12 protein-coding genes are annotated in these 12,641 nt (G+C 62.8%); 6 read left to right on the top strand and 6 right to left on the bottom strand.

Translation table 11 applies throughout. The annotated features are described in order from the left end of the window. Positions 1–28: 28 nt before the first annotated feature. The 3 genes from panB to G473_RS0117345 all read right to left on the bottom strand — a co-directional run bounded on the left by panB (position 29) and on the right by G473_RS0117345 (position 4,266). Complete coding sequence (gene panB / locus G473_RS0117355) at positions 29–853, bottom strand: 3-methyl-2-oxobutanoate hydroxymethyltransferase (RefSeq protein ID WP_029014154.1); 825 nt, start codon at positions 851–853, stop codon at positions 29–31. Positions 854–961: 108 nt separating this feature from the next. Then, the gene (locus G473_RS27495) at positions 962–1,876 is read right to left on the bottom strand and encodes an RNA polymerase factor sigma-32 (RefSeq protein WP_035707617.1); all 915 of its coding nucleotides are present in this window, start codon (positions 1,874–1,876) and stop codon (positions 962–964) included. A gap of 251 nt (positions 1,877–2,127) precedes the next feature. Then, a complete protein-coding gene (locus G473_RS0117345) occupies positions 2,128–4,266 on the bottom strand; it encodes a protein-disulfide reductase DsbD family protein (protein ID WP_029014153.1) in 2,139 nt (712 codons plus the stop codon). A 259-nt stretch (positions 4,267–4,525) separates the two neighbouring features. Between G473_RS0117345 and trxB the strand changes: the two genes are divergently transcribed. The 3 genes from trxB (at position 4,526) to G473_RS29985 (ending at position 7,407) form a co-directional block, all read left to right on the top strand. After that, a complete protein-coding gene (trxB, locus tag G473_RS0117340; RefSeq protein ID WP_029014152.1) occupies positions 4,526–5,479 on the top strand; it encodes a thioredoxin-disulfide reductase in 954 nt (317 codons plus the stop codon). A gap of 315 nt (positions 5,480–5,794) precedes the next feature. Continuing rightward, positions 5,795–6,706 carry a LysR family transcriptional regulator gene (locus G473_RS0117335; RefSeq protein WP_029014151.1) on the top strand — a complete coding sequence of 304 codons (912 nt, stop codon included), beginning with the start codon at positions 5,795–5,797 and terminating at the stop codon, positions 6,704–6,706. 341 nt (positions 6,707–7,047) lie between these two features. Continuing rightward, positions 7,048–7,407 carry a hypothetical protein gene (locus tag G473_RS29985; RefSeq protein WP_084438256.1) on the top strand — a complete coding sequence of 120 codons (360 nt, stop codon included), beginning with the start codon at positions 7,048–7,050 and terminating at the stop codon, positions 7,405–7,407. A gap of 170 nt (positions 7,408–7,577) precedes the next feature. Here G473_RS29985 and G473_RS31105 read toward each other — a convergent pair whose 3' ends face one another. The 3 genes from G473_RS31105 to G473_RS27490 form a co-directional block, all read right to left on the bottom strand. Next, positions 7,578–7,712: a hypothetical protein gene (locus tag G473_RS31105; RefSeq protein ID WP_281169933.1), complete on the bottom strand. Its 135-nt coding sequence runs from the start codon at positions 7,710–7,712 to the stop codon at positions 7,578–7,580. Between the two features lie 125 nt (positions 7,713–7,837). Beyond that, on the bottom strand, positions 7,838–8,398 hold the full coding sequence (locus G473_RS0117320) for a hypothetical protein (RefSeq protein ID WP_029014150.1): 561 nt from the start codon (positions 8,396–8,398) through the stop codon (positions 7,838–7,840). Further along, positions 8,395–9,021 (bottom strand): hypothetical protein, encoded by a 627-nt coding sequence (locus G473_RS27490; protein ID WP_051330381.1) that lies wholly within the window; start codon positions 9,019–9,021, stop codon positions 8,395–8,397. Before G473_RS27490 ends, G473_RS0117320 begins: the two co-directional genes overlap by 4 nt. A 299-nt stretch (positions 9,022–9,320) precedes the next feature. On the opposite strand from G473_RS27490, the gene G473_RS0117310 reads away from it, so the two are divergent. The 3 genes from G473_RS0117310 to G473_RS0117295 all read left to right on the top strand — a co-directional run bounded on the left by G473_RS0117310 (position 9,321) and on the right by G473_RS0117295 (position 12,641). Beyond that, entirely contained in the window at positions 9,321–9,851 is a 531-nt protein-coding gene (locus G473_RS0117310) for a Dps family protein (RefSeq protein ID WP_051330380.1), read from the top strand. Between the two features lie 206 nt (positions 9,852–10,057). Beyond that, positions 10,058–11,590, top strand: coding sequence for an alkaline phosphatase D family protein (locus G473_RS0117300; RefSeq protein WP_035707615.1), 1,533 nt, complete (start codon positions 10,058–10,060; stop codon positions 11,588–11,590). Between the two features lie 85 nt (positions 11,591–11,675). Beyond that, positions 11,676–12,641, top strand: a complete 966-nt coding sequence (locus G473_RS0117295) for an aspartate carbamoyltransferase catalytic subunit (RefSeq protein ID WP_051330379.1) — start codon at positions 11,676–11,678, stop codon at positions 12,639–12,641.

The raw sequence follows: 12,641 nt of genomic DNA, 5'->3' as shown, positions 1-12,641 counted from the left end.
GAGATTGGACCGATAGGCCCGGCCCCTCTCAGTTCTTCTTCACCGGAAACACATGTTCCGGCCCAGGGAAGCTGCGCGCACGCACCTCTGCCGTATAGGCTTCTGCCGCCTGGGAGATGGTGTCGCCGATATCGGCATAGCGTTTGACGAATTTCGGCGTAAAGCCGCTGAACAGGCCCAGCATGTCATCGGTGACCAGCACCTGACCGTCACAGGCGGCGCTGGCGCCAATGCCGATGGTGACGGCGGGCACGCTTTCGGTGATCTGGCGGGCCAGCGGCTCAATCACCCCTTCCACGACGATGGAAAAGGCGCCGGCATCGGCAATGGCGCGGGCATCGCCGATGATCTTGCGCTGTTCAGCATCCGACCGGCCACGCGCCCGGTAGCCGCCCAGCGCATTGACCGCCTGCGGCGTCAGGCCGACATGCCCCATGACGGGGATGCCGCGACGGACCAGGAAGCCGACGGTTTCAGCCATCTCTTCCCCGCCCTCCAGCTTCACAGCCTGGGCGCCGCTTTCCGCCAGCACGCGGGCGGCGGAGCGGAAGGCCTGCTGCGGGCTTTCCTGATAGGTTGCCCAGGGCAGGTCAACCACCACGCAGGCCCGTTGCGAGCCACGCACCACAGCGGCACCGTGGGCAATCATCATGTCCAGCGTCACGGACAGGGTGCTGTCCATCCCATACAGCACCATCCCCAAACTGTCCCCGACCAGCAGGCAATCCGTATGCGGATCCAGCAGCCGGGCCATGGAGATGGAATAGGCCGTCAAGATGGAGACAGGTTCACCGCCCTTACGGGCAGCAATCTCAGGCACGCTGATGCGTTTGATCTGTCCGGTGGCGCTCATCCCCATCCCTCTTTCGCATTGCGGCAAAGCCGATGGCGGGACTGCTACACCAAAAAGGGGGGTGCTGCAAATGAACAGGCCGGCGGATCGGGACCCGCCGGCCTTGTATCACTGCACCATCCGCATCTCGCCACGGGCCCGTTTGGAGACCATGGGCGGGACTGGGCCGGCGGGCAGTTCAGCACTGCTCCGCACCCGGCGGGCCACCTTCTTGTAAGCGCCGCTCTCGATCTGGCGGATACGCTCCTTGCTGACGCCATACTGGCGGGCCAGCGTTTCCAGCGTCACCGGCTGTTCAGACAGGTTGCGCGACGCGAATATATGACGTTCCCGGTCACCCAGGACGGTCAACGCATCCTTCATCAACGCGCGCCGTGCCCTCAGCTCGCTCTTTTCCGCCAGCGTCTCTTCCACACTGTCCCGGTCATCGGCCAGCAGGTCGATGGCTTCATGATCACCCTCTTCCCCCACCGGCACGTTGAGGGAGGAGACGGGCGTGGAGAAGCGGTGCTCCATCTCCCGCACCTCCTCCACCGACGCGCCCAGCGTGGTGGCTACCAGCGCGGCATCGGCATCATTCATCACCCGATCCTCGATCCCCAGCTTACGCTGGGTCTGGCGCAGGTTGAAGAACAGGCGCTTCAGCGCCGCCGTATTGCCACCCTTGATCAAGGACCAGTTATGCAGCACGAAAGACTGCACCTCGGCTCGGATCCACCACAGCGCATAGGTGGACAGGCGGAAGCCGCGCGTCGGGTCGAAACGTTGCACAGCCTTCACCAGCCCGATATTCGCCTCTGAAATCAGGTCGGCGATCGGCAGGCCGGAACGGGCATATTTGGATGCGATCTTGACCGCCAGACGCATATGGCTTTTCACAAGCCGGTCGAAGGCGGAACGATCCTGTTTTTCCACCCAGGCGCGGGCAAGCTGCTGCTCTTGCTCGGGCGGCAGCATAGGAAAACGGTTGGCCTGCACCGTAAAGGTACGGAGCATGTCGCCAGTATCGGAATAGGTCGCCATAGCGTCGGTCCTCCTTTGGACGCGGCGCGATGCGCAAATCCGGCCCGGAATTGGCACCGGACGCATCGCCGGGGATGCCGCTCCTTTCTTGGAACCATTCTAAGATAAGGAGCGACCCCGACATCCGCAAGGCCCGGCAGGGTTATATCCGCATGGTTATAGCGTTCCCACCGCAGCAGGTTGAAAAAAGGGGCGACCGCCAGCGCGGTCACCCCTGTTCAACGCGGGTTGGTCGTACAGGTTCCGCCGGCTCAACCAGCAGGCACGGCGGATAGCGCATCCAGCACGGTGCCTTCGGTCAGCAGTTGCGGCAGGATTTCCGGTTCCGCCTTGCCCGGCACATACAGCAGGTACAGCGGCACACCGCTGCGGCCATGGCTTTCCAGGATGCGGGCGATATTGGCGTCACGGTTGGTCCAATCGCCCTTCAGATAGGTGATGCCCTTATCCTGCATCGCCGCCTTCACCGCGTCGGTAGAAAGCGAGGTGCGTTCATTGACCAGACAGGTCACGCACCAGGCGGCGGTGAAATTGACAAAGACCGGCTTGCCCTGGCCCGTCAGCTCCGCCAGCCGCGCCTCGGTGAACGGCTCAAAATGCCGGCTACCATCGGCGGCTGTGGCAGTGGACGCCATCGCAGGCGTGGCAACGGCGGCACTGCGGCCAGCGCCGATACCGGCCACCAGCACCAGGGCCAACGCCGCAACGGTGCCGCCCACCCGCCAGAAACCGCTGCCCGCATGCTGGGTGGCACCATAAAGCCAGGCGGCGAAAGCGATCAACACCAGACCCGCCAGCACCACCGCCACCGTATCCGGCCCGGCCTGAACCGACAGCACCCAGACCAGCCAGGCGACCGAGGCATAGAGCGGGAAGGCCAGCACCTGCTTCACCCGGTCCATCCACACGCCCGGACGCGGCATGTGGCGCAGCAGCCAGGGGCTGAAGGACAGTGCCAGGAAGGGCAGCGCCATGCCCAGGCCCAGGGCCATGAACACGCCGATGGCCACATACCAGGGCTGGGTAATGGCATACCCAAGCGCCGTCCCCATCAGCGGCGCCGTACAGGGCGTGGCGACCACCGTGGCCAGCACACCGGTGAAGAAGCTGCCGGCCAGCCCACCCCGCGTGGCCAACCCCTGCCCCACACCCATGACAGAAGACCCGATGGTGAAAACACCGGAAAGGGAAAGGCCCAGCAGCAGCATGACATAAGCCAGCAGCGCCACGACAAGCGGGTCCTGCAACTGGAAGCCCCAGCCAATGGCAGCGCCGCCGGCACGCAGCACCAGCAGCGCCCCGGCGACAATGGCAAAGCAGACCAGTACGCCCGCCGTATAGGCAAGCCCATGCTGGCGGGCATGGGACGGGCCATGGGCAATCAGCGCCATCGCCTTCATCGACAGGACGGGGAAGACACAGGGCATCAGGTTTAAGATCATGCCGCCCAGCAGGGCCAGCACCAGGGCGGACAGAAGCGTGGTGCCGCCCCCCTGCCCTGCGCCAACGGTTCCGGTGATCGTGGCACCGCCCGCACCAGCCGCCACCGGTTCCGCCCTAATGGCGAAGGCATGGCGCAGGGACTGGCCGTCCAGGTCCTCTGTGAAGGTCAGCACGCCTTCTACCGGCCCCGCGGGCAGCGCCCCGCCCGGCACCAGGTCCAGGCTCAGTTCCTGCCCGGTCAGGGTCAGCTTCTGGGCCGCGTTGGACGCGGCCGCCTGATAATCATGCGGGAAGAAAAAGACATCGCGGATTTTGCCCTGATCCAGCCCAGGTGCTGCCAGCACCAGCCGGTTGGCCTTCTCCTCCGTCGTGAAGCGCGCCTCATAGGGGCTGGGCACCGGCAGGCTGGCGCGGGCAGCCGTGAAAACGGGGGCGACCGCCGCTTCCGCACTGGCCTGGGCAGCAACGGGCAGGGTCAAGTCCAGATCGACCGATTCGGGAATGCAGATATCGTCGCAGACCAGATAATCGACCGTCGCCTTCACGGCCACCGGCTCGCCCACCACAGCCGTGGCCGGCACCGTCAACGGCACCAGCATATGCACCGTGTTGGCATAGCCGAAATTGACCAGCGGCCCGATGGGGAAGCGCTGCGGCGCCGGCCAGACGATCTCCCCCGCCTGCCACCCCTCTGGCAGGGTCCAGGTAATGGAGGTCGGGATGCCGCTATCGCCGGGATTGCGCCAGTACGTGTGCCAATGCTCCCTTATATCCTGCGTCAAGGCCAGCCAGACCTGCTGGCCGGGGGCCACCGCATCCGTCTCGAGTGTCAGCCGGGTGCTGACATTTTCCGTCACGCCGGGCTGGCTGGCGACCGGTGCCGCCAGGGCAGGTGTGGCGGTCAGCAGGGCCAGGGCGGTCAGCGACAGGGCGATCGGCTTGAACATGGGCAGCAATCCATCGTGTTTGGCCAATGATGTAATCATGCCGACGGCGAAGGGCTACCCCTTAGCGTACCTGTTTGCGTCTGCGGCCCCCGATCACATCGTCGCGGCGGTCCTGGGCAGTTGAATGGTGATGCTTCTACCGCTAGGGTCGCAACCCCGCCCCGCCAGCGGCGCACGCTTGTCGCGCCGTCCGGCCATGCCCATCTCCGCAACGGTTACCCCGAACAGCGACAGCCGGCTTCAAGGAAGCATTCCCGTCATGACGACCCACCGTTCCAAGGTTTTGATCATTGGTGCCGGCCCGGCCGGTTACACGGCCGCCATCTACGCCGCACGCGCCAGCCTGGAACCGGTGATGGTGCAGGGCATGACGCCGGGCGGCCAGCTTACCATCACCAAGGATGTGGAGAATTACCCCGGCTTTGCCGATCCGGTGGAAGGCCCGCACCTGATGGAACAGATGCGCGCCCAGGCGGAGCGCTATGGCACCAAGATGTTCTTCGACATCATCACCGATGTCGATTTCACCCAGCGGCCTTTCGTCTGCAAGGCTGACAGCGGTGACGAATTCATCGCCGACGCCGTGATCATCGCCACCGGTGCCCAGGCCCGCTGGCTGGGCATTCCGGGCGAACAGCATTACCAGGGGGCCGGCGTGTCGGCCTGCGCCACCTGCGATGGGTTCTTCTTCCGGGGCAAGGAAGTAGCGGTGGTCGGCGGCGGCAATACCGCGCTGGAGGAAGCCCTCTACCTGACCCACCACGCCTCCAAGGTGACGCTGATCCATCGCCGTGACAGCTTCCGGGGTGAGCGCATCCTGCAGGAGCGTGTCGCCACGAATCCGAAGATCGACGTGGTCTGGGACAGCGTGATTGAGGAAATCCTGGGCCAAGGCGGCAGCAGCTTCTCCGACCCCAAGCAGGTCACGGGCGTCCGCCTGCGCAATGTGAAGACAGAGGCCGTCACGGAACTGTCCCTTGACGGCGTGTTCGTCGCCATCGGCCACGATCCCGCGACCAGCGTCTTCAAGGGCAAGGTCCGGATGGATGATGAAGGCTATATCGTCACCGACCCGGACAGCACCCGCACCGACATTCCGGGCGTGTTTGCCGCAGGCGACGTAAAGGACAAGGTGTTCCGCCAGGCCGTCACCGCCGCCGGCATGGGCTGCATGGCCGCCTTGGAAGTAGAGAAGTTCCTGGCCGGGCATTAACCGGTCCTGATGCCGAATCGATGGTTGGAAGGTGGGGGGAAAGCGACCCTGAGTCGCCCCCGAACAGGGGTCTTCTCCCCCGCCTTAAGCCCATCGCTGTGGCTTAAAGGTAGCAACCTGTTGCAAGAACAATACGATACCTTGCGGCAAATGCATATTTTGGCGACAAGCCCTAGCATTGGCGAACGTCGCTGTATATCATCCATGCGTCGGGTGCATTCCGCATCCGGCCAAAGAGGCGTGCCCGGCACAGGCAGTTGAGGGGTGATCCCCTGACGTATGCTTGAGGTCGCCACTTTCTTTAGGGACGGGTCGATGGATTGGGACAAGCTTCGCGTCTTTCACGCTGTGGCGGAGGCGGGCAGCTTCACACATGCGGGGGAAACCCTGAATCTCAGCCAGTCTGCGGTTAGCCGGCAGATCAGCGCGCTGGAGGAAAGCCTCCATGTGCCGCTGTTCCACCGCCACGCACGCGGGCTAATCCTGACGGAACAGGGCGAACTGCTGTACCGCACCGCGCGGGAAGTCTTCGCCAAGCTCTCGATGACGGAGGCCATGCTCTCCGAATCGAAAGAGCATCCGAAGGGGCCGCTCAAGGTAACCACCACCATCGCGCTCGGCTCCACATGGCTGACGCCGCGGGTGAAGGATTTCCTCACACTTTATCCGGATGTGCAGCTCACCCTGCTGCTGGACGATAATGAGCTGGATCTGTCGATGCGTGAGGCGGATATCGCCATCCGTTTGTCGGCGCCGCGCCAGCCCGACCTGATCCAGCGCCATCTGATGACGGTGCGCGTCCATCTTTATGCCCACAAATCCTACGTGGAAAAGCGGGGCGTGCCGCAGACGGTGGCAGAGCTGGACCAGCATGACCTGATCGCCTATCCGACGGAAGCACGGGCACCGGTCAGCAACATCAACTGGGCCCTGCATGTGGGTGACCCGCCGGGTGGGGAGCGTCGTACCTCGCTGCGCGTCAACAGCCTCTATGCCATGTTCCGCGCCGTGCAGAGCGGCCTGGGTATTGCCTCGCTGCCGGATTATGTGGTGGATGGCCAGCCGGACATGGTCCGCGTACTGCCCGACATCAGCGGCCCGCGCATTGATGCCTATTTCGTCTATGCGGAGGAATTGCGCCATTCCAAGCGCATTGCCGTCTTCCGTGATTTCCTCGTAAAGAAGGTCGCCGAGACCTTCCCGTCGAGCCATGCGTCTGGCGCATAACTCAGGCTTTACATCAACCCTGGTGCAAAAAGCCTGAATGCTTAAATCTTAGGCCACCTGCTGCTGCAATGCAGCGCAGGTGTTTCACCCCGATTACCCGGTCGGGGTTGGGTCCTTGACCCAGCGTCTCCCAGACGTGAAGCCTCCCTGTTCAACTCGGCCGGAATCCTTGCGGATTTCCGGCCTTTCTTTTATGTGTCTTTAAGCTTGAGCTCTTTCAATCAGTTCGGGCAGGGCTGTCGAAAGAAGTACTTGCAGTTTCATCAGCATGAGGACATTATTACCTCCGAAGGCTGGAGGCCTCATGGTGCCGGCGTAACTCATTAATAGGGATCAACCCAATGCGTATCACCGCAACTTGCGTGGCCGCTCTTCTCGCTCTCTCTTTCCCGGTTCAGGCTTTGGCCCAGGCTGCTGGTGGCGGTGCTGGTGCTGGTGCTGGCACCCCCGCCGCTGGTGCACCGCAGAACACTGGCGCTGGCGCCGGTGGTAGCGGCGCTGCTTCCGGTTCGGCTGCTGGCGCCGCTGGCGCTGCTGGTGCCGCTGCTGGTACCCTGACCACCGTTGCCGTGGTTGGCGCTGTTGCTGTTGCTGGTGCTGTTGCTGCCGCCGCTGCTGGTGGTAACGACGACGAGCCGAGCACCCCGGGTGCAACGACCACCACGCCGGCGACCTCCACCGCTACCGCGACCTCTCGCTAATAGCGTCTGGCTTTAAAAGGCACTTCTTGTTCCTGTAAAAAGGAGCGCGAAGTGCCTTTTTTTGTTTAGGGCCTTCCCTGTCCCCTTACGATTCTCATCCTTCCTGATCGGAAGATTGATTTTGGCTGGCTGCTCTCCATGAGATAGTCCAGCCATGGCAATAAATGGCATCAATGGCAATGCGGGTTATACCGCACCAAGCCCGCCGCCTCCCCAAGGCGCGCCGGCACCGCGTGCGCCTGAGCCAGCCCCGGCTCCGCCCCCGCCAGAGCCCGCCCCAGCTCCCCAATTACCAGATCGCTCATTGCCCCCCGTTCCTCTGGACAGATTGGGGCCGGTACAGCCCATTACCTTGGCACCCCAGCAATTAACGCCAATGCCAAGGGGGACTTATATCAACCTGGTGGTTTGATTTTCTGCGTACGGAGAATCAAGGCTTTGCTTGTCGCTGACTAAGCATAGGCGGCTCTGCCAGATCGCCTTCATGGGGTTTAGCGTCAATAATCAAAAAGCCAGCATCTTCCGAGAACCGGAGCAACGCCTTTCGCCGGGCCCGCTGCATGTCAGCGGCAAAAAAGAAAACATAGCGCCCTTCGTCCCAAAGCGAAGTAATATGGACTGGCTCCAAAGGTGAAGCAGCGGCTGGTACCCGTCTTATACAAAGTATCCACCCGGTCTCCTGCAGCCCGCGCCGCTCATCTATCACAAGAATGCGCCGGTCTTCTGCCTCCAGCCTCTCCACTTCACGCTGCAACGCAGCAATGCGCTTTTCCGCCTGATCGGATTCATTGGCATCCTGCCCAGCCGTCAGCCTTTGTGACAGGCTCTCACGTGCAAGGATACGGATACGATTGCTCAAGGCACGTTGCCGCGCGTGCAGTTCCGTCATGGCACGACGCGTGGTGCGTATCATCCGGCTGGCCCGGGCCACCGAAGGCCGGATCGACAACAGAATGATCATAATCCCCAAGGCAACGGAATAGAGACTCACACCGCCTCCATCCGTTCCGCCGTTTCTACCTCAACCGCCGATATCTCCTCCTGCGGCAGCGCAGTCCCGGCGGGTCCACTGGCCAGGGGTTGGGAGAAAACGATTTTAAATCCGGATGCGCGTGGGAAGGCCCGCTCCAAATCCGCAACCGCATCTTCCGCGCTGCGTGCCCACACGTGAACGGGGCAAGGCCGCGCCCAGCTACTATCAAAAAAGGGATGCCGTTCCCCCCGCTTCACCTGATGCGAAACGGAACTGTTGAACACCAGAAATTCATAACCTTTGTTGGGAAATTGCTCCGCGCCGAGCATCCGCACGAATCGATAGGGGGCATTTTCCAGCTCGCGCAGGCGATTGCGCAATCCTTTCTCCTGCCGCTCTGTTCCAAACAGAACGGAGGCGGCACCGGCGGCCGTGGCTTTGCGGGCATCGACCCTGTTTTCCAAGCCGGTTGCGATCCGGGCATAGCGTGTCAGCCTGTCGCGAATCTTCCGCTCCCCCGCACGGGCGCGAAGATGGCGCGCATAAATATAAGCATATGCGCCGATAATAATATTGACCACCAGTGCCGCTACAAAGGTAGCCACAGCAAATCGGAACAGATCGACGATACTGCCAAGCATACCCTCGCCCTGCCGGCTGGATTAGTCGGCACACAATATAACGTAATTTTCACTTCAGTTTGAAGGGACTAAATCGCAGCGCATAACTCAACCCGCCCCCTATGCGCATTGGCTATACTATCTAGATATTGGGACAGTTCGCCCTGCCGCCCCATAGCCATGGGGGAGCCGTCTCTTTTTCATGCCGATGGCACAAAAGAAGGGGTGCAAGCGTTACCAAGCACACGCAAGGCCCAGGCTCTAAGGGCCCGCCGAATGTGTGCCTGCACGCGAAAAAATCCACAAACCGGAGATCCATCATGGCCAAGTCCAAGCCTGCCATCGCCACGGACACTGATCGCACCCCGGCTTCCACCGAAGCACTGCCGGTCATGACCGGCATCGAAACTGAGGATCGGAAGGCCTTGGCCGAAGGTTTGGCCCGTGTTCTGGCCGATAGCTATACGTTGCTGGGTAAAACCCACGGCTTCCATTGGAATGTCACCGGCGACCAGTTTCATTCCCTGCATGAGATGTTCCAGACGCAGTATGAAGATTTGACCGCCGCCGTCGATGAGATTGCTGAACGCATCCGCGCCCTTGGGCATTTCGCGCCGGGCAGCCTGTCCCAGTTCCTGAAGCTGACCAAGATCGAGGATGAGCATGGTGTGCCAACGGCCAAAGGCATGCTGGAACAGCTTGTCCGCGACAATGAACAGGTGACCCGCGCCTGCCGCGAGGTGGTGGAATTGGCCGATGAGGCTGGCGACACCGTGACCGAAGACCTGATGAACCAACGTATGGCGGCTCATGAAAAAGCGGCCTGGATGCTCCGTTCCAGCATCGGTTGATCAGGCAAGCTCAGATTGATCATTCCATTGACCGGCCAGCCCGAAATGGGCCGGCCGGGTGCGGGAGGGAAATACCGCCTTAATCGTGCCTTGCCATGCGGGCAGCCTGTCCGCATCATCCGCCTTCCGTCCCGCCAACCACCTTTGTGATGCAGCCAATTTCCCCGCGTCGGCGTAAGCCGCCCCCGCGTCCCCAAGCCATTTTATTGGGCCCTCTCCTTCATGCCCGTGGCGGTGGGGGGGCGACGGGTTCAACCAATCGCTGGCGGGTAGCCGCAACCTTCCTGCTGGAAGGGGATGCGGAGCCGCCCGACCTGTCGGTGGATGGGGTTGGTTTGTCGGTTCCCCCCCGCTTCCTGCATGAATGGGCCACATTGCCGCCCGTGGGGCCCGCAGCCGCCGGCCTGCCACCCACCCCTGCCCTTCGCCAGCCAGTACGGATGTGGCGTTATGATTTCGCCGTGCCCCGTGGCTTGCAGGATGGGCGCGCCGGTTATGGCTTCCAGGGGGAAGAGCGGCGATGGCATTTCACCGTTCCTGGCACCGCCATGCCGCCCCGCATCGCCTTTAATGCATGCGGCGGGTGCGAGGATGAGGGGGACATCGCCGCTGCCGGCCTGCAGCGCAATGGCCAATGGGGACATCTGCTGGGCCGCCATCGGGCCGATCCTTTTCATCTGATGTTGATGGGCGGTGATCAGGTCTATGCCGATGGCTTGTGGCAACAGGTGCCGGCCTTGCGACAGGCGGCCTCTGCGCCCTTGATGCGGCGAATCGACCTGCCAGCGCTGGCAGAACTGCCGGCGCAACTGGACGCCTGGTATCTGGCGACATATCGCCATGCCTGGAACCAGCCGGAACCAGCCGCCCTGCTGGCCAGCGTTCCGGGCCTGCGCATGTGGGATGACCACGACATCATTGATGGCTGGGGGTCGCATCCGGAAAAGTTACTGGGCAGCCCGATCTATCAGGCCATCTACGCGGCGGCCCGGCGCGCCTTCCGTCTGTATCAGATCGGCATGGCCGATGATGATCCGCCGGAAACGCTGATCGCCGGCGAGCCGCCGGGATTCACCCAGGGCATGATGCTGAACGGCGTGGGCATTCTCGCCCCCGACCTGCGCAGCGAGCGCCGGCCTGATCAGGTTCTCTCCCCTCGCAGCCTGCGTAACCTGCCCGCCTGGCTGGACCGGTTCAGCGGTTGCGCCCATCTTCTCTTCATGTCCAGCGTGCCGCTGATCTTTCCCTCTTTCGGGCTGATTGAACGCATGTTCAACCTGATCCCGGGACGCCAGAAGATGGAAGACGACCTGCGCGACCAATGGCGCAGCCCTGCCCATGCTGTGGAATGGCGGGAAGTGATTGGCCATCTGGCTGATTTCACCAAACGCAGCGGCTGCACCGTCACCATCCTGTCGGGCGAAGTGCATCTGGGGGCCTATGGTGCCATCACGGGCCCCGGCTTTACCCTGCGCCAATGCGTCAGTTCCGGTATCGTCCACCCGGCTCCCACCGGATTCGCCGTAGACATGATGGAACGGCTGGCTGGCAAGCGGGAAAAAATGGGCCGGAACATGCATCTGTCCATGGCGGAGATGCCGGGCCTGGGCCGCCACCTGCTGACAGCACGCAACTGGTTGTCCCTGATCGGTACAGATGAGGGTGAACTTACCGCACGCTGGCATGCAGAGGGGGTGGAGGCGCCGCTGACCCTGACCATCCCGGCGGGGCGGCACTGACATCCGCGCGGCGCACTTGTGTGGGGGGCCAGCCGGGGCCATAGTCCCGCCCCGTTCCAAGACCCCGGCCCGGAGACAGATGCCCATGGCGACCCATCCGCACGATATCGACGGCCGCGCCGAGACCTTCCATCACCGGCATCTGCTGGGAATCACAGGGCTTACGGCGCCGGAGATCAACCTGCTGCTGGATCTGGCCGACCGCTATGTCGACCAGAATCGGGCCGGTGGCAAATCCGACATTCTGGCCGGGCGCACCATCGTCAACCTGTTCTTCGAGAACTCCACCCGCACCCGCACCAGCTTCGAACTGGCGGCACGGCGGCTGGGGGCCGACTGTATCAACATGTCGGTCGATGGCAGTTCGGTGAAAAAGGGGGAGACGCTGATCGACACGGCGATGACCCTGAACGCCATGCACCTGGATGCGCTGGTGGTGCGCCACCAGGAATCGGGCGCGCCCAAGCTGCTGGCCGACAAGGTAAACTGCGCCGTGCTGAATGCCGGTGACGGCCAGCATGAACACCCGACTCAGGCCCTGCTGGATGCGCTGACCATCCGCCGCCGCCTGGGCACGCTGAAAGGCCTGACTGTCGCCATCTGCGGCGACATCCTGCATAGCCGCGTCGCCCGGTCGAACATCCACCTGCTGAACATCATGGGTGCGCAGGTGCGCGTCGTCGCGCCCCCCACCCTGCTGCCCAGTGCCATCGGGGAATTGAGCGTCGAGGTTCACCATTCGATGAAGACCGGGCTGAAGGATGCCGACATCGTGATGATGCTGCGCCTCCAGCTTGAGCGGATGCAGGGCCAGTTCCTGCCCAGCCAGCGGGAATATTTCCGCTTCTTCGGCCTGGATTACGACAAGCTGGCCGTAGCCAAGCCCGGCGCCCTGATCATGCATCCCGGCCCGATGAATCGCGGCGTGGAGATCGACAGTCTTGTGGCTGACGATATCCACCGCTCCGTCATTTTGCAGCAGGTGGAACTGGGTGTGGCCGTGCGCATGGCCTGCCTGGACCTGCTGGTCCGCAACGGCACCAACCGCTGA

Source organism: Niveispirillum irakense DSM 11586, assembly GCF_000429645.1.
Lineage (GTDB): Bacteria > Pseudomonadota > Alphaproteobacteria > Azospirillales > Azospirillaceae > Niveispirillum > Niveispirillum irakense.
The sequence above is the reverse complement of the archived record's forward strand: the minus strand, read 5'-3'. Positions and strand labels throughout refer to the sequence as shown.

Excerpts from the sequence above, each read along its gene's own strand:
- G473_RS27495 (WP_035707617.1), bottom strand. The coding sequence starts at position 1,876 with ATGGCGACCTATTCCGATACTGGCGACATGCTCCGTACCTTTACGGTG.
- G473_RS0117335 (WP_029014151.1), top strand. The coding sequence starts at position 5,795 with ATGGATTGGGACAAGCTTCGCGTCTTTCACGCTGTGGCGGAGGCGGGC.
- G473_RS31105 (WP_281169933.1), bottom strand. The coding sequence starts at position 7,712 with ATGAGCGATCTGGTAATTGGGGAGCTGGGGCGGGCTCTGGCGGGGGCG.
- panB (WP_029014154.1), bottom strand. The coding sequence starts at position 853 with ATGAGCGCCACCGGACAGATCAAACGCATCAGCGTGCCTGAGATTGCT.
- trxB (WP_029014152.1), top strand. The coding sequence starts at position 4,526 with ATGACGACCCACCGTTCCAAGGTTTTGATCATTGGTGCCGGCCCGGCC.
- G473_RS0117345 (WP_029014153.1), bottom strand. The coding sequence starts at position 4,266 with ATGTTCAAGCCGATCGCCCTGTCGCTGACCGCCCTGGCCCTGCTGACC.
- G473_RS0117295 (WP_051330379.1), top strand. The coding sequence starts at position 11,676 with ATGGCGACCCATCCGCACGATATCGACGGCCGCGCCGAGACCTTCCAT.
- G473_RS0117310 (WP_051330380.1), top strand. The coding sequence starts at position 9,321 with ATGGCCAAGTCCAAGCCTGCCATCGCCACGGACACTGATCGCACCCCG.
- G473_RS27490 (WP_051330381.1), bottom strand. The coding sequence starts at position 9,021 with ATGCTTGGCAGTATCGTCGATCTGTTCCGATTTGCTGTGGCTACCTTT.
- G473_RS29985 (WP_084438256.1), top strand. The coding sequence starts at position 7,048 with ATGCGTATCACCGCAACTTGCGTGGCCGCTCTTCTCGCTCTCTCTTTC.